This is a genomic window from Prosthecobacter sp., from assembly GCF_044222345.1.
Classification (GTDB): domain Bacteria; phylum Verrucomicrobiota; class Verrucomicrobiia; order Verrucomicrobiales; family Verrucomicrobiaceae; genus Prosthecobacter.
In genome coordinates, this window is the sequence record NZ_JBGANL010000013.1 from 107,693 (window position 1) to 123,250 (window position 15,558).

Genomic DNA, 15,558 nt, shown 5'->3' on the forward strand with positions numbered 1-15,558 from the left:
CGCTAGGGATTGAGGGCGGGAGGACGCGGCCGGGTGATGAGCAGGCTTTTGACGATGAGGTGCGGGCTGGCTTTATCGCCAGCGCTTAGCCGCAGTGTTTCGCCGCGAAGGTCGCTGGTCAAGGTGAGGCTGCCGAGCCTCAGGATGCGGAAAGTCTGGGCGTCTTTGGTCACGCGCTCGACCTCCAGTTCCTTTTCGAGCCTCTGCCCGTTGCACTCGACCACGATCTTCAACGGTTCCCGCAGTTCCGTGCAGGCATAATGCACCAGGATGTCATAGGTGCCCGCAGCGATGAATTCGATGCGCCATGTGATCTCTCCGATGGTGGCGGTTTGCGCATCTGCCGGTGCTTTGGGAGTGCTCTCCTGAGCCAGCGCAGGTGATAGCGCGATGAGGGCCTGCTTTTGCTCGATGGGCACCGGGGTTGGCGGTGTGGCAGGCATGGGCATGGTGCCGGACTGCGCCTGCTGGGTGGCGATCAGATCCAGCACTCCGCCTGCACTGATGATCTGCTGGATGCGGGCGATCTCAGCGGTGTAGGCTGATTTGTCAGTGGCGGTGGCGGCCTGCCGCTGCAATTCGAGAAGATACTTGCCCAGCAGGGGGATATGCCGTGCGCTGAGCTCCTTCTGATAGATGCTTTCCATCTGCTGAAGTCGTGCAGCAGATGGAGGTGCCGCAGGTGGAGGTGCCGCAGGTGGAGGTGCCGCAGGTGTAGCTGCCGGTTGCTGGGCCAGGGCATGGCCAGCAAGCAACATCGCGGTGATCATGAGCAGGTGCTTCATGGCTGCTTCCCTCCCTGATTCTCTTCCGAGAGCGCCCAGGCACCCGGAGGAGGGCGACGCTTTTTGGCAGTGTTTTCAATGGCGCTCAACGTGGAGAGGAAAGCCCGCTCCATGGCGCTGTGCTGTTGGTCGCGCGCAGGCGCCACCACCGCGGCAAGCCCGTGATTGACCAGCACATTTTGATACAAGCCCACATTGGGCAGAAACAGCAGTGCGGCCATGGTGCCGTCTTTGTCACGGTCCGGGCGGATGAGCAGACGCAGGGGCTTGTTGCGCAGATAACTGGCGGTGAATTCGCGTGCGGTACGACCCACGGACGGCACATCCTCATTCTCGATGTTGAAATGCCTGGCGAAGCGCTTCACTCCAGACTGGTCAGTTTCATCCAGCGGAGCACAATCGATCCACAGCAGGCGCACCATCACAGTGCGGCCTTCGTAGACCACCATGAAGCGTTCACCGGAAATCGGTTCATCATCCGCAAGGCGCGCCTCACTGATGTCTTCAAACCCACTGAAGTCGCCACTGGTCGTGGTGATGGCGTTGATGCCAGTTTGACGCGCTTTTTGATCTCCCAGCCTCTGCACCCGGCGGATTTCAGCATTGATCTGTCCCTTCAGCGCGGGCTTGGTCACTGCGAGATCGTTTAATTCGTCGATATACTTGGCGGCGGTTTCGGTCCTGGCCGTTTCGATGGCGTCCTTCAGCGTTGTGCTGGCCAGCTTCATGGCGTTGGTGGAACTGGTCTGTGGGAGAGTGGCTGGGCTTGTGCCGGCGGCGTCCGTGACGGGCACCAGGCGCAGGTTGCGAATGCGGATGATGTTGGCGGGATATCCATCTGCAGCGGTGAGGCGCAGAGTGACAGGAGCGCGGCTGAAAGTCAGCGGCCCGACACGCACGGTGGTGAAGGTTGTCTCATCCGTGCTGCGGGTGATTTCAAAAGTGCGGTGATTTTCCGCGGCGATCCCCAGCAGCGTCACCTCGTCGAATTCAAACAAGGCCTTTTGCTGTGGCTGAAATTTGGATGAGGCATAGATGCTGCCTGCCACGGGGGCATCACTCATGTTGGCCTCAAATTCCAGATGGTAGCCGCCCGGCATCAGGCGGAAATTCTGCCACTCCGCGCCGCTGCCGCTGGAGCGCCAGCCGCCCAGCGTTTCGCCTGAGGCCTGGGCCGATCCCATCATTCGGGCCTGAGTCAGGGGCATGGGGGTGGCGAGGCTGGACACCGTCCCTGCATAGAGCGCCTGCAACTGCTCGCGCCGCTGGCGTATGGCGCGCGCTTCCTCGTAGTCACCGGCTGTGGCGACCTCTGTTTCCACTTTGGCCAGCGCACGCTCGTACTGCTGGGTGAGCAGTTGCGAATCCGCCATCACCTGGCGCATGAATGCCGTGCGTGTGGCGGTGAGGGCGGCCGGCTCCGCTGCGGGCGTTTGCGCCAGCAATGCCGTGCAGGCATGCAGCGTGAAAATCAAAACTGGCAGTGAGCACTTCATCGGGTGGCCGGCACGAGTTCCACGGCCAGCAGTTGCATGAGATTGTCGGTGACCAGCGCTTGTGCGGAAAGTGTCAGCGTTCCTGAGCCGTCGCTGATCTTGAGTGTGCCGGCGCTGCGCTCCTCCGGGCCCTTGAGGGTGGTCTCGATGCTGGTGGTCAGGGTGAAGCGCGCCTCTTTGATCAGCAGTTTGCCACCCTCCGCTGTGCCGCAGCGGTAGCGCAGCATCACTTCATATCCGCCGGGGGGCAGTGCGGGCAGCTTCCAGGTGGCGGTGGCACCGACCTTGGACCAGCCGGTGATGGCTCCGCCTTCGAGCCGCAGGCCGCTCAGAGTGGCGGTATCGATCGGAAGCTTGATGCGGTCTGGCAGGAGGGAACTTTTGAGCGCTTGCTCGCGGGTTTGCAGCAGCAGCAGTTCTTTGTCCAGGCGGGCCAGTTCGTTTTGCAAACGTTTGCGTTCATCGCGTGCGGTGATGGCGTCGTCGTAGTCACGCTCAGCGGCGAACTGCTTTTCCAAGGTGGCCAGCGTGGTGATCTGCTCTTTGACCGGCGCGAGGCTGGCTTCGATCAGATCGCGTTCATAGTTCAGACGCAGCAGAGAAATCTCAGCACTTGCCCCGGGATCGTCCGTGCGCTTCTCGGCCATCGGGGCCGACATGGCAAGCCCCGCGCTGACGAGTGCGCAAGCGAGAACGAAACCGGGTTTCAAATGGATGATGGAAGGGGGTGAAATAAGCTGCCCCATGCTAGCCGGAGCCCACGCTGAAACAAGCCCGAACTCAAGGTCCTGGCATAGGTATTTCATTCATGGAATGGCGAGCGCAAATTCAGGCTGGCGGCCCATGGCGGCCTCTGCCAGCATGGGGGCATGCGTTTCATCCTCGCCAGCCTGCTTCTTTCCCTCACGGCATTCACCGCAGAACCGGAATTTCCCCTCACGGAAGATTCCAAGCCGCAGCCGGGCGTGCCCAAAGGTGCCCTCATCAAAGAAAACTACACGGCGAAGGAGGAGAGCCTCTTTCCCGGCACCCAGCGTGAATACCAGATCTATCTGCCTGCCGGTTTTGACAAAACCAAGCCCGCTGCCTTCATGGTTTTTCAGGACGGTGTGATTTATCAGGCTCCCGTCGTCTTCGACAATCTCATTGCTAAAAAGGACATCCCGCCGCTGGTGGGCATCTTCATCAAGCCAGGTGTGGTGCCTGCGGCGAATGACAAGGCCCTGCCGCGCTTCAACCGCAGCTACGAGTACGACAGCGTCTCGCCCACCTACTCGCGGTTCCTGCTCGATGAGTTCCTGCCTGCCATCCAGAAAAGGCACGGCATCCAGCTCAGCTCCGATCCCAATCACGCCGCCATCTCCGGCAACAGCAGCGGCGGCATTTGCGCCTTCATGGTGGCATGGCACCGCCCTGACCGCTTTCGCCGTGTCTTCACCGGTGTGGGCACCTATGTTGGCATTCATGGCGCGGACCAACTGCCCGTTCTCGTTCGCAAATTCGAGCCCAAGCCTCTCCGCGTCTTTCTCCAGTCCGGCACGGGTGATAACAACCTCTACTGCGGCGACTGGTGGATGGCCAATCAGATGATGGAACGCAGCCTCACCTGGGCCGGCTACGACGTGAACCACGCCTGGGGCGAAGGCGGCCACAACGCCAAGCATGCCTCCCAAATCTTCCCCGACGTCCTCCGCTGGCTCTGGCGAGACTGGCAGACGAACATCGAGGTCAAAGCGAATGCGAAAGGGGAGTCGAAGTGGAAGGGGTATGAGGTGGTCGGGGAAGGGGAGTGGGTGACACAAGTCCAAAACTCTTCCGATGAGTTCCGCGGGGCCGACCAGCAGATATTTTCCACCCAGGACGGTGCGCTGTACCTGTTGAATCGTGGTGGCAAACTCTATCGGGTGAAAGATCACTCACTCAGCGAGGTCAAAACCAAATGGTCAGGCATTCGAGCCGCCGCCGTGACACAGAATGGCAATCTGCGTCTTGCCGTTTCTCGAGCCGAAAATCACCAAAATGCGGACCGGTTGGTCACCATCAATGCCGATGGAGATCAGCTCGGAAATCCAGTAATCATCAAACAAGGCACGCTTAACGATGCTCCAAATATGCGCAGCATCTGCTGCAGTTCAGATGGCGCCACTTATGCCACGGACTGGAGCGAGAACATGATTTTCTGGAGCAGGGCAGATGGCACTGTTGGTGATTTGCGCAATCGCTTCACCGGTGGCTGGGGCCCCGGGCCGCAGCCGTGTCTCTCGCCTGACCAGACGCAGATTTGCGTGCCGGTCGATATGACAGGATGACTGTCGAGTGCTGCACCAAGCATCTCCGCACCTCTGCAGCAACGGCGAATGGCTGTGTCGGCTTGAGCGGCTCCGATCGATCGGAAATACCTGGCGGCTCTCTGCGTGGACACCAACGGCTGGCTCTACGTCGCCACTTCGCTGGGCATCCAGGTCTGTGATCAAGCCGGCCGCGTGAACTTCATCATCCCGACTCCGAAACAGCCACTCGACGTGTGTTTCGGCGGCAAAGATCTGAGCGAGCTTTTCATCGCCTGCGGTGACAAAATCTACAAACGCCCAACCAAAGCCCATGGCATCGTCAGCGGCCAGATGGCTCCGATCAAGCCACCGCTGCCGAAGCTCTGAAGCGTGTTCGGTGGGACGCTTAAATCGGCCTGCGCCAATCATTCCCTTGTTCAAGGGCGCCTAAATACTCTGAGCAAGGTAGGGCTGCCTCAAGCAACCGCAAAAAATGAAGAGGATTCAGATTGGAGGCACGTAGTTTCTATGGCACATAGCGCGCCCCCAAAAACTGAATGCCGAGTACTGAAGCAGCGCCCATAAAGTCAGAGACATCCTTCAAGAAAAACCTCTCACGAGCTGCTTTACTGACAATAGGCATTCTGCTGGGTGCCGCGTTGATGAAATGGTATGATCACGCAGAGGAATCCGGCAGCTTCACTGCTGCCGTGCTGGGGGATCAGTTGCGCCCAGGCCCTTGGGGGGAGGTTTACTACACGCCGTTCACCATCGCCGCGCCCGAAGAACTTTTGCCGCTGCGCAAGCTCGAAGAAAACGGGACTGTCTGGGTCTTTCCCAATGCTCATTACAGCGAGGTGGAGCGTTTGCTCGAATCCACCGGAATGCCGGCCAGTCTGCGGGCAGAATTGATGGAGCCGGATGTGCTGGTGCAAAACGCTCAGGGCATGGAAATGCGGCCTGCTTCAAAGACTCTTCTCGCTCTGCCCGCCGGACCGCGCAAGAAGCTCTACCAGGCGCTGTTGCAGCACCCTGAAAACCGCGGCCAGATCACCTTCATTCACAAGGACACGCTGGGGGATCGCTTTGGCAATGCGCCCAGCGGTGAGCATACTCTGATGCTCTTCAAACAGCTCTGCTGCGAGCATGGCGACTACCTGGTCTTCAGCGGGCTCTCGGTGGTGCTGGCCCAGCTGCCGACGTATGAGGAAAAGCGGGATTTCATGCGCGGACTGACCTGTCAGCGCACGCTGACCATGCGCCTCCGCATCAAGCAGGGCATGGACATCAACGCCCTGGCAAACTACTGGGGCAAAGGCATCAAGGGAACGGACGTGCGCACGATTTTCGAATCCATCGCGGACGCTCCCAACGGTGGAATGCTGGGTGTCGTCACCCTGCTGCCGCCGCTGCCCTCCTCCCAGCTGTTTGTTTATCCCATGCCGGACAATCCGTTGAACGGTCCTGCCCCCTTGCGTGACTGCCACTGGACTCCGTTTAACTTTTTTAATGATGTGGCGGACCAGCAGATGAGCAATCCTGCGCACTTCATGCAGAAGCTGAAGGAGGATTACATTCCTGCCGCAGGGGATCCCCGCTATGGAGACATCGCTTTCTTTTCCAAACCTTCCGGCGGGGTGGTTCACTCGGCTGTGTATCTGGCCGATGACATTCTTTTCACCAAAAACGGGGCTACATTTACCTACCCTTGGATGCTCGAAACCCTGTCGGACCTGCTCAAGCAATATTCCTTTCAGGTGGAACCCGGCGAAAAACTGGTGGTCAGTTACTATCGCCACAAGAACCAGTAACCATGAACTCGTTTGATTCACTGCGCGCTCTTCTTCAGCGTCGCCTCGCTCTCATCGCCGACCATGCGTTTCGGGACCGTGATCCGGCGGCGCATCTGGAGGCCTTGAAACAGGTCTCGGAGGAGCTTGGGGCCGAGCATCTCAAACTGCGCGCCCAGCTGCCGCCGCGGCTGAATCATTTCCTCACCCAGGCCAGTTTTTCCAAGGCCCTGGAATATCTCGATAGCTCGGAGGGTTGAGCGCGTTGAATGCGGTTCAACCAATGAACCGCTTCCTTTTACTCACGACCCTGCTGTGCCTCGCTCTCGCCGTCACGGCCAGTGCTGGCGACAAACCCAACATCATCTTTATCCTCTGCGATGATCTTGGTTATGGCGACGTGAAATGCCTCAATCCCGAAGGCAAGATCGCCACGCCGAGTTTCGATCGTCTCGCCAAGGAGGGCATGATTTTCACCGATGCGCATTCAGGCTCCAGCGTCTGCACGCCTACGCGCTATGGTGTGATGACGGGTCGCTACGCCTGGCGCTCGAAGCTGCAGAGTGGCGTGCTCGGCGGTCTGAGCCCGCGCTTGATCGAGCAGGGGAGGCTGGCGGTTCCCGCCATGCTGAAGCAGCAGGGGTACACGACGCATTGCGTGGGCAAATGGCACCTGGGCATGGACTGGGTGCGCACAGGGCCCACGGAGGAGCTGAACATCGAAAAGGCCGATCAGGTGAACAACGTGGACTACACCAAGCCGATCACCAACGGTCCCACCAGCGTGGGCTTTGACACCTACTTCGGCATCAGCGCCTCGCTGGATATGGTGCCTTATTGCTTCATCGAAAACGATCACGTCGTGGCCAATCCCACGGAAAAAATGAAACTCGCCATGAACGCCGGCGGTCGCATGAGCTACACCCGCGAAGGCCCCGGTTCCCCTGGCTTCCGTGGCGAGGATGTGCTGCCCACTTTCACGCGTGAGGCGAAAAAAGTCATCGAGTCGAAAGCGAAACAAGATGCGCCGTTCTTCCTCTACCTGCCGCTGAATTCTCCCCACACCCCAATCCTTCCCAGTGAAAAGTGGCAGGGCAAAAGCGGCATCAGCCTCTACGCTGACTTCGTCATGGAAACCGACGACGCCATCGGCCAGATCATGAAGGCCACGGAGGATGCAGGCATCGCCAAGGACACGCTCTTCATCGTCACGAGTGACAACGGCTGCTCACCCAGCGCGGACTACCCCAGGCTGCTCGCCGCAGGCCACAACCCCAGCTACAACATGCGCGGCCACAAGGCGGACATTTTTGACGGCGGCCACCGCGTGCCCTTCATCGTGCGCTGGCCTGCAAAAGTGAAAGCCGGCCAGACCTCCGCGCAGATCGTCTGCCTCACCGATTTCATGGCCACCGCCGCTGACGCCTCCGGTGTCAAAGTTCCCGAAAACGCCGCCGAAGACAGCTTCAGCATCCTGCCCGCGCTGCTGGGCGAATCCGGCAAACCGGTGCGCCAGAGCGTGATCCATCATTCCATCAACGGCTCCTTCGCCTTGCGTGAAGGCGACTGGAAACTCGAACTCTGCGCCGGTTCCGGCGGCTGGAGCGATCCGCGTCCCGGCAGCCCCGGCGAAAAAGGCCTGCCAGACACCCAGCTTTACAATCTGAAATCAGACATCGCCGAGAAGGACAACATGCAGGGCACGCACCCCGAGATCGTCGCCAAGATGACCGGCGAACTCCAACAGATCGTCACCAGCGGTCGCAGCACTCCCGGTGCCGCACAGCAAAACGCGGTGCCGGTCGTCCTTCGCAAGCCCACCCCTGCCGCGCAGCCCAAAGGCAAAGGAAAGAAGAAGGCCAAGTAAGGCTGAACCTGTCGTGCCCTGCTGAAATCACGCAACTTTGTTCGTGCGTTCCCAAACCTTCCCGCTAACCTCGCGGCTCGCTTCCCAAACCAAGCAACCACCATGAGCTACACCTCACCCAAACTTCACAATGCAATGTGGCCCGGACTCGTCGGCAAAGGCGACGGCGAAGGCCAGGAACCACCGATCAGCCTTGAAAAGATGCTGGATCTGACCGCCGCAGCGAATGTGAACGGCCAGAAGTTTGAAGGCATCGACTACTTCCTCTTCCTCCCTCACACCAATCCTGAGGCCAGTGACGACGAACTCAAGAAGATCGCCGATCTCATCGCCAGCAAGGGCTTCAGCGTCGGTTCCCTTGTGGCCCCCGTGTGGCCCGGCACCGTCGGTGACTCCGCCATGGGCGACGATGCGCAGCAGGAGAAATTCCTCAGCGCTGTGAAAATGGCCTGCCGCATCGCCAAGGTGTTCAACAATCACGGCGTCCGCAAATACGGTGTCATCCGCATCGACTCCGCCGAGTTCGGCGTGGCCAAATGGCGTGAGAACCCCAAGGCAAACACCGCCCGCATCGTGGACACCTTCAAGAAGGCCGCGCAGATTGCCGCAGACAGCGGTGAGCGCCTCGCCGCCGAAGGCGAAATCTGCTGGGCCGGCATGCACTCTTGGAAAGACATGCTCGACGTCCTCGAAGGCGTGGGCATGCCAAACGCCCTCGGCTTTCAGGCTGACCTCGCTCACACCTACCTCTACACCCTCGGCTACAACGCTCCGGAGCATGCCCTGCTCAAGGAAGGCTACAGCGACGCCGAGTTCTGGGCCGCCTATGAGAAGATGACCGATGCGCTGCGCCCCTGGACTATCGACTTCCACGTGGCTCAAAACGATGGCACCGTCCATGGCGCCGGCTCGCACGACAAGACCGGCAAGCACTGCCGCGCTGACGATCCGAACGGCAAGCTCGACATCACCAAGGCCTCCGGCTACTGGCTCAAGGACGCCGCCGCCCGCGGCATCCAGCACATCTGCTGGGATGGTTGCATGTTCCCGAACGCCGTGCTCGAAACGCCGGACACCTGGAACAAGATCCTCGCCGCGATGATCAAAGTCCGCGACGCCCACGGCTGGTAACAGCCCGGTGGTCTGATCCACTCTTCAGCGCCGCAGAGTTGCAAAACTCTGCGGCGTTTCCATTCTCACCCGCTTCTCGCATGCATCGTGTTCTTGTCATGCTCCTCATGCTCGCCTCCGGCAATTGCGCACATGACCGTTCCGATGAAGCTACCCGCAGAATCTTTACCGCCGTGCTGCCGTCAACTGTAGGCGGTGCTCTGCAATGACCGCCGCAGACCAGCAGACAACAGCGGTGGAGCTGAGGATGCTCGAACGCACGCCAACGAATGACTGGCAGGCTGCTGGAACTGCCATTCCCGCCCGCATCGGCCGTAATGGCATGGCGTGGGGGCGGCGAGTTTGCACTCTGCGGCACCCGCTGGCTGGCGCATCAAGAAGGAAGGGGACGGCTGCGCTCCTGCAGGCGTTTTTCGCATCACTCAGGCGTTTGGTGCCGAACAGCAACCGACCTGGATTAAGCTGCCATCTCCAATGCAGAGCATCATTGGGGCATCGATATGACGTCCGCTCAAGCACTACAACCAGATCGTGGATGATCGCACAGTCGCCTGTGACTGGACCATGCCGAACCATGGTTCCCGCCATCGGCTGCACCTACAAACTCGGTGCGTCATCGCTCACAATCCACACCACACACCCGGTCTGGGGTCCTGCATCTTCATGCACCTCTGGCAGGGTGAGAATGTGCCCACGGCGGGTTGCACGGCAATGTCCGAGACGAATTTGCGCCAAGTCCTTGCGTGGCTGGATCCCCACGCAAACCTCGCCAACTCGTTCAGCAGCCCTGAAATGCGATAGATATTTTCATGCCGTCGATCAGCGTTTTCGCAAACTGCTTCGCCTCCGCATCGACGAAATGCGTTCTCCCATCAGCGATGCTCGATCACATCGCTGCTCTTGAACCGCACTTTGGGCAGCGAAGCATAGCGGTCATCCGCATGACGATAGCCGCCGGGCAGAGCACTGCCGTCGTGAAACCCTGGGCTTCAAGCCCCAGAACCTCGTCGCCTTGGCGGGCACAAAGCCCTCCATGGGACAGGTGTCGATGCCGAGCAGCGCAGCGGCAGCCATGAATTGACCGAGCGCGATGTACGCCTGCATCTTCGCCCACTCTGTGGTCATGTATCCTTGATCCAAGGTTCCGGTGAGCATCTTGCGAAAACCCGCCAGTGAGTCCGGGGTGCCGCCACGCACTGCCGCGATGCGCATGAGGTTGGCGTCGATTTCGACTTCGGACATCGTGCGCCGCGTGGCCATGACGACCAGATGCGAGCAGTCCACCACCTGCCGCTGCCGCCAGGAATGCCCGACTAACTCCTCACGCAGGTTCTTGTCCTGAATGATGATGAACTTCCACGGCTGCAGGCCATAGCTGGACGGCGTGAGAACCAACGACTCTTCCAAGGCCGCCCAAGTGTCGTCAGGGATCTTCTTTGTGGAGTCGAAGACCTTGGTGGCGTAGCGCCAGTTGAGGGCGGTGAGAAGTTCGGCGGGTGTCATGAGCCGATGATTTGACACGGAGCGGCCCGAACTGCAATCGGAGAACGGTCACTCCAGCTCTGGCGGCACATTGCCGTAGGTCCAGGGCTGGCTGAAAGGCGGAGCCTTCAGTGGTTCGGGCCTGGGCTCAGCGGTCATCTGGTTCGCCAGTTCGACGCCTTTCTTCGCCATCTGCGTTCCTGCTGTGATTTCGAGATTGGAGTAGGCGGTCAGCCGTGTTTCATAGCCGCCGCCGTGCGGGCCGAAGGCCTCCTCCGTGGGCACATAGCCGACCGACGCCGTTGGAAAGTTCACACGGAAGGTGAAAGGCATTGTGCCCTTTTTGATGTCGAGACCATACGCTGCGAAGTATTCGGCGGGATCAGAAGAACATGCGCGGACCACTTTGATGCACTGCACCTCGCAGTCGACGAGCGGATTCGTCTTGTTGAGATTGGTCAACAAGATCTCTTTGGCGAAACTACGGTGATGGTGCTGTCTCCTGCCGCTCTCGGTTTGCCCGCGATTTCAAGGCTTCTGGCAACACGCTGCGGCGAAGGCGGGCGGCGTTTGATCTTCAAGACTTCCTGACGCGTCTCGGTGGGCGCGGCGGTGATTTTGGGCATGGACAGCAAAACGCGGATGGCCTCCGCACCGACGCGTCCGCCCACGAGCTGGCTCCACTCCTCCGGCTTGGGGCGCTGGCTGGTGCTGAGATTGTCCACCTGCGTGATGTCACCGCAGGCCCCCTGCATGAAGACGACGGGTGCATGCGTGCCGAGTCCTCCTTGGATGGTTTTTTCCAGGTATTGAATCCAGTTGGCCGAGATGCCGCCGGGATTGGTGGTGGCATGGCAGGCGAAGTTCACCACCACGCCCACCAGCTGTCCCTGCATGTCCCAGGCGCCGATGACACCGACCTGCGGATCGATGGGGCCGGCATATTCGAGGATGTCCGGATTGCCCACCCCGGGGTGGCTCCAGCTCTGGCCGTTCTTCATGCGCAGGCGGCGGTTGAAGGAAACCTTGTCCTCATGGCCAAAACCGCAGCCGAGCTGCACCGGCACCTTGTTTTGATTGGCGGCCACCACTCCGGCCACGATCTCATGCGTGAGCCGCAGCAGGTAGCCCGGATCGGCACAGGAGGATTCTTCATACGCCAGTTTTTTCACCAGGTCAGAAGCGGTGTCATATTCGCCCGGCATGACCATGCCCACCGGGCCGGAGCTGTGCGAATGCGAGGCGCAGATCAGCACGGCGTCTCCGGTGATTCCGGTGGCTTTTTCAATCTGCGCCCGGGCATCCAGCACGACCTGCCGGGGGACGACGAGCGAGTCGAGGCCGATCACCACCACCGTTTTTTTCCCGTCATCAAACAGGGCCACACGCACCTTGCAGGTGTCATGAAAAGTCCGGTGGAAGCTTTTCCCATACCCGCCCGGCTGCTCCATGCCGATTCCCGGCGTGATGTCCCGCTCCGCAAATCCAGCCTTGATGCTGGAGGTGGGGGCAGGGGGGATGGCGTGCAGCGTCAGGGTGGACAGACCGGCAAGGAGAGTGAGAAAGCGGAGGCGCATGGGGTGGGTACGCTGAAATTTAGCCCCTTTGGTGATAAAAAACTTACATTCCATCTTGGTGTAGATATTGCATATTACCCGTCCTTCGAACTATCTTAGCACCGTTCGTTCCCTACAGATTCGTGCATGCCTCCTATTACATCGCCAAAGGCCAGAAGACACTGGGTCCGTGTTCGAAGGACGACCTGCGCAATTTTCTCGCCTACGGTTCGATCCGCGACAGTGATCTGGTGAAGCGCGCAGACGAGGAGCAGTGGCGTCCTGTTTCGTCCCTTCTGGAGCTGCATGCCAACGGGCAGGTCGTTGCGGATGGATTGACCGTGCTGCCCACCCGCCGCCGTGTGGCCCGCTATCGGGACTACAACCGCGTGCCCTACAATCAACGCGGTGGCACAGTGACACGGCGCATGATCATGGGTTTTCTCTTTCTCCCGCCGCTGCTATGGTGGGCTGCCGTGGCCTTGTATACAGATCATATCTTCCGCCAGAAGAAGGATGAAAACGGCTACCTCCTCGTCTGGGGCCGCTGGGTGGAGGTGCTGGTCACCATCCTGATCATCGTGAACGTCATTGCCTGGTGGATGGCCATCACCTACGCCTCCTGGATCCTGGGGCCCGGGCTGGCCGAACTGATGAAGGGCATGGGGGAGGCCGTGGATGTCGTCAAGGGGCTGCTCAATGACACCTCCATGAAGTGATTTTATCCTGCTGCGCACGTGCTCCTGCGTGGCTGGCAATGACTGGATTGCCATTTGGTGTGCAGGATTTGGCATCATGAGGAGGCGCTGACATCTGTCTTTGGAGCGCCGCGTTGGTTCTGGTATGAAAGCCAGCCACCTACTTTCGATTTTCACCACCACCGTCTTCGCCTTCGCGCTGCAGGCTGCCCCTGCGGACACCACTGCCGCCTCCCGGCAGGTCGATGAACTGCTCGCCAAAAGCTGGCAGAAACACCAGATCAAGCCGAACGCCGTGGTGGATGACGCCACCTTCCTCCGCCGTGTCTATCTGACGGTGGTGGGCCGCATTCCCACGCTGGACGAGGCACGTGCCTTCCATGCCTGCCAGATGCCGGACAAGCGGGCCAAGCTCATCGATTCACTTCTCGCCAGCGAAGGCTATGTGCAGAATTTCTTCAACTACTGGGCGGATGTGCTCCGTGCGCAGAGCCAGGGCGTGGCCGGCAGCACCACATCTCTGAATTACCTGAACTACCTCCGCGCCGCGCTGCGGGAGAACAAGCCGTATGATCAGATGGCCCGCGAGCTTGTCTCCAGCGAAGGCTCCTGCTTCGACACCGGCGCCATCGGCTACTACATGCGTGACCGCGGCATGCCGCTGGACAACCTCTCCAACACCACCCGCATCTTCCTCGGCACCCGCATGGAATGCGCGCAGTGCCACGATCATCCCTTCGACAAATGGACGCAGAAGCAGTTCTACGAAATGGCGGCCTTCACTCACAACATGAGCGCCTCCAGCTACCGCTCCAAGAGCGGTGACGAAGTGCAGAAGATGATCCGCAATGACAAGGCTCTCGACAATGACACCCGCGATCTCATGCGCCAGGCGCTCAATGAGGCCACCCGTCCGCTGCGTGACACGCTCGTCGTGCAAAACAAAGGCCAGCTCCGCCTGCCGCATGACTACAAGTACAAGGACGCCAAGCCGAAGGATGTCGTGCCGGCTTCCGTCATGTTTGGCAAGCCCGTGGCGCTGAAGAAGGAATCGAACACCATCGGCGAATTCGGCCAGTGGCTGACATCTCCCGAAAATCCACGCTTCACCACCATCATCGCCAACCGCCTATGGCAGCGCGTCTTTGGTGCGGGCCTCTATGAGCAGGTGGACGAAATGATGGACAGCAGCGTGCCCTCGAATCCCGAGCTGATGCACTTTTTGGAGCGGCAGATGGTCGCGCTGAAATACGACATGAAGTCCTACCTGCGTCTCCTGCTCAATACGCAGGCCTTTGCGCGTGAGAGCATCAAGGAAGTCTCCCCCGGCACCCCCTGCTACTTCCAGGGCCCTGTGTTCCATCGCATGCGCTCCGAGCAGGTGTGGGATTCACTCGTCACCCTCGTCAGTCCTGATCCCGATCAGCCCAACTGGAGCAGCCGTGAGCGCGAACGCCGTGATCTCGAAAACCGTCATCATCTGGCCCAGCTGCTCGACAAGACCGAGGCCCCGCTGCTCTACGAAGCCGCCAAGGAAGTTGCCGCCGCCATGCGCGAGCAGAACAAGGAATTCGACAAGCTGCGCAAAGAACTGGATGAGGCGCGCAAGACGGAGGACAAGGTCAAGGCCCGCGACATCCAGCGTCGTCTGGGCGAAAGCCAGCGCATCCTGCGCGAGCAGGTTTCCAAGTGCTTCTACGAGGCCGCGAAAAAATCCGGCAATCAGGAAATTCAGAAGGAGCTGGCCGCCGTCAGTGGCGACGGTCCCATGGAGATGGCCATGATGAATCTCATGCAGGACAGTCGTGTGGACGCTAAAGAAGCACCGCTGGATGCCAAGGTCATGGCCACCCTCAAGGCGGACGAAGCCGTGCTCGGCATGAAGGATGAGAAGAGCATCAAGAGCTTCGAAAACTTCCAGCGCTCGCTCCACCAGACTTGGAGCCGTGCTGCGGAGCTGCCATCCCCCGCGCCGCGCGGCCACTTCCTGCGTGAGTTTGGTCAGAGCGATCGCGAGATCATCGAAAACGCCAGTGACGAGGCCAGCGTGCCGCAGGCGCTGACGATGATGAACGGCTCCCTGCTCAACCAGCTCACCAGCGCCTGGTCCACGCTCAGCATCAATCTTCGCAAGGCCAAAACCAACGATGAGAAGATCGACACGCTCTTCCTCAGCCTCTACTCCCGCAAACCGAACGCGAAGGAGAAGGCCCACATGCTCCAGACCGTGGAGAGCTACGCCTCCTCCAAGACCTTGTGGGAGGACATCACCCTCGCCGCGCTCAGCACGCAGCGCTTCATCTTCGTCGAATAATTTCCGCCCTGTCTCAGCAACACCTCATTTGAATTCACCATGAAAACGCCCAACAACGATCTCTCCCGCCGCGCTGTGCTGACCCGCATGGCCCAGTCCTGCCTCGGCGTCGGTCTGCTGCCCTCCATGGAGCATCTCTTCTCCAGCAGGGCCTTCGCTGTCGGTGAAG

14 protein-coding genes are annotated in these 15,558 nt (G+C 60.0%); 8 read left to right on the plus strand and 6 right to left on the minus strand.

Annotated elements, in window-relative coordinates:
* Positions 1-2: 2 nt before the first annotated feature.
* From ACILSL_RS09700 to ACILSL_RS09710, 3 genes are read right to left on the minus strand one after another with little or no spacing between them, the layout of a single operon-like run.
* Positions 3-785 (minus strand): hypothetical protein, encoded by a 783-nt coding sequence (locus ACILSL_RS09700; protein ID WP_395731816.1) that lies wholly within the window; start codon positions 783-785, stop codon positions 3-5.
* Positions 782-2,281 (minus strand): thermonuclease family protein, encoded by a 1,500-nt coding sequence (locus tag ACILSL_RS09705; protein WP_395731817.1) that lies wholly within the window; start codon positions 2,279-2,281, stop codon positions 782-784. The genes ACILSL_RS09700 and ACILSL_RS09705 overlap by 4 nt, the downstream gene beginning before the upstream one ends.
* On the minus strand, positions 2,278-2,991 hold the full coding sequence (locus ACILSL_RS09710; RefSeq protein WP_395731818.1) for a hypothetical protein: 714 nt from the start codon (positions 2,989-2,991) through the stop codon (positions 2,278-2,280). The genes ACILSL_RS09705 and ACILSL_RS09710 overlap by 4 nt, the downstream gene beginning before the upstream one ends.
* 159 nt (positions 2,992-3,150) lie before the next feature.
* Here ACILSL_RS09710 and ACILSL_RS09715 point away from each other — a divergent pair, with 159 nt between their 5' ends.
* From ACILSL_RS09715 to ACILSL_RS09740, 6 genes are all read left to right on the plus strand, one after another.
* A complete protein-coding gene (locus ACILSL_RS09715; RefSeq protein ID WP_395731819.1) occupies positions 3,151-4,590 on the plus strand; it encodes an alpha/beta hydrolase in 1,440 nt (479 codons plus the stop codon).
* A 105-nt stretch (positions 4,591-4,695) separates the two neighbouring features.
* On the plus strand, positions 4,696-4,938 hold the full coding sequence (locus tag ACILSL_RS09720) for a hypothetical protein (RefSeq protein WP_395731820.1): 243 nt from the start codon (positions 4,696-4,698) through the stop codon (positions 4,936-4,938).
* Positions 4,939-5,213: 275 nt separating this feature from the next.
* On the plus strand, positions 5,214-6,362 hold the full coding sequence (locus tag ACILSL_RS09725; RefSeq protein WP_395731821.1) for a hypothetical protein: 1,149 nt from the start codon (positions 5,214-5,216) through the stop codon (positions 6,360-6,362).
* 2 nt (positions 6,363-6,364) lie between these two features.
* Positions 6,365-6,601: a hypothetical protein gene (locus ACILSL_RS09730; protein WP_395731822.1), complete on the plus strand. Its 237-nt coding sequence runs from the start codon at positions 6,365-6,367 to the stop codon at positions 6,599-6,601.
* Positions 6,602-6,624: 23 nt separating this feature from the next.
* A complete protein-coding gene (locus ACILSL_RS09735) occupies positions 6,625-8,208 on the plus strand; it encodes an arylsulfatase (protein ID WP_395731823.1) in 1,584 nt (527 codons plus the stop codon).
* A 102-nt stretch (positions 8,209-8,310) separates the two neighbouring features.
* The gene (locus ACILSL_RS09740) at positions 8,311-9,339 is read left to right on the plus strand and encodes a sugar phosphate isomerase/epimerase family protein (protein ID WP_395731824.1); all 1,029 of its coding nucleotides are present in this window, start codon (positions 8,311-8,313) and stop codon (positions 9,337-9,339) included.
* 933 nt (positions 9,340-10,272) lie between these two features.
* Here ACILSL_RS09740 and ACILSL_RS09745 read toward each other — a convergent pair.
* From ACILSL_RS09745 to ACILSL_RS09755, 3 genes are read right to left on the minus strand one after another with little or no spacing between them, the layout of a single operon-like run.
* A complete protein-coding gene (locus ACILSL_RS09745; RefSeq protein ID WP_395731825.1) occupies positions 10,273-10,842 on the minus strand; it encodes an NAD(P)H-dependent oxidoreductase in 570 nt (189 codons plus the stop codon).
* A gap of 48 nt (positions 10,843-10,890) precedes the next feature.
* Positions 10,891-11,286 carry a hypothetical protein gene (locus ACILSL_RS09750; protein WP_395731826.1) on the minus strand — a complete coding sequence of 132 codons (396 nt, stop codon included), beginning with the start codon at positions 11,284-11,286 and terminating at the stop codon, positions 10,891-10,893.
* On the minus strand, positions 11,280-12,398 hold the full coding sequence (locus ACILSL_RS09755) for a hypothetical protein (RefSeq protein ID WP_395731827.1): 1,119 nt from the start codon (positions 12,396-12,398) through the stop codon (positions 11,280-11,282). The genes ACILSL_RS09750 and ACILSL_RS09755 overlap by 7 nt, the downstream gene beginning before the upstream one ends.
* A gap of 122 nt (positions 12,399-12,520) precedes the next feature.
* On the opposite strand from ACILSL_RS09755, the gene ACILSL_RS09760 reads away from it, so the two are divergent.
* Both ACILSL_RS09760 and ACILSL_RS09765 read left to right on the plus strand, forming a co-directional pair.
* Positions 12,521-13,096 (plus strand): DUF4339 domain-containing protein, encoded by a 576-nt coding sequence (locus ACILSL_RS09760; RefSeq protein WP_395731828.1) that lies wholly within the window; start codon positions 12,521-12,523, stop codon positions 13,094-13,096.
* Positions 13,097-13,220: 124 nt separating this feature from the next.
* Positions 13,221-15,389, plus strand: a complete 2,169-nt coding sequence (locus ACILSL_RS09765; protein WP_395731829.1) for a DUF1549 domain-containing protein — start codon at positions 13,221-13,223, stop codon at positions 15,387-15,389.
* Positions 15,390-15,558 lie beyond the last annotated feature (169 nt).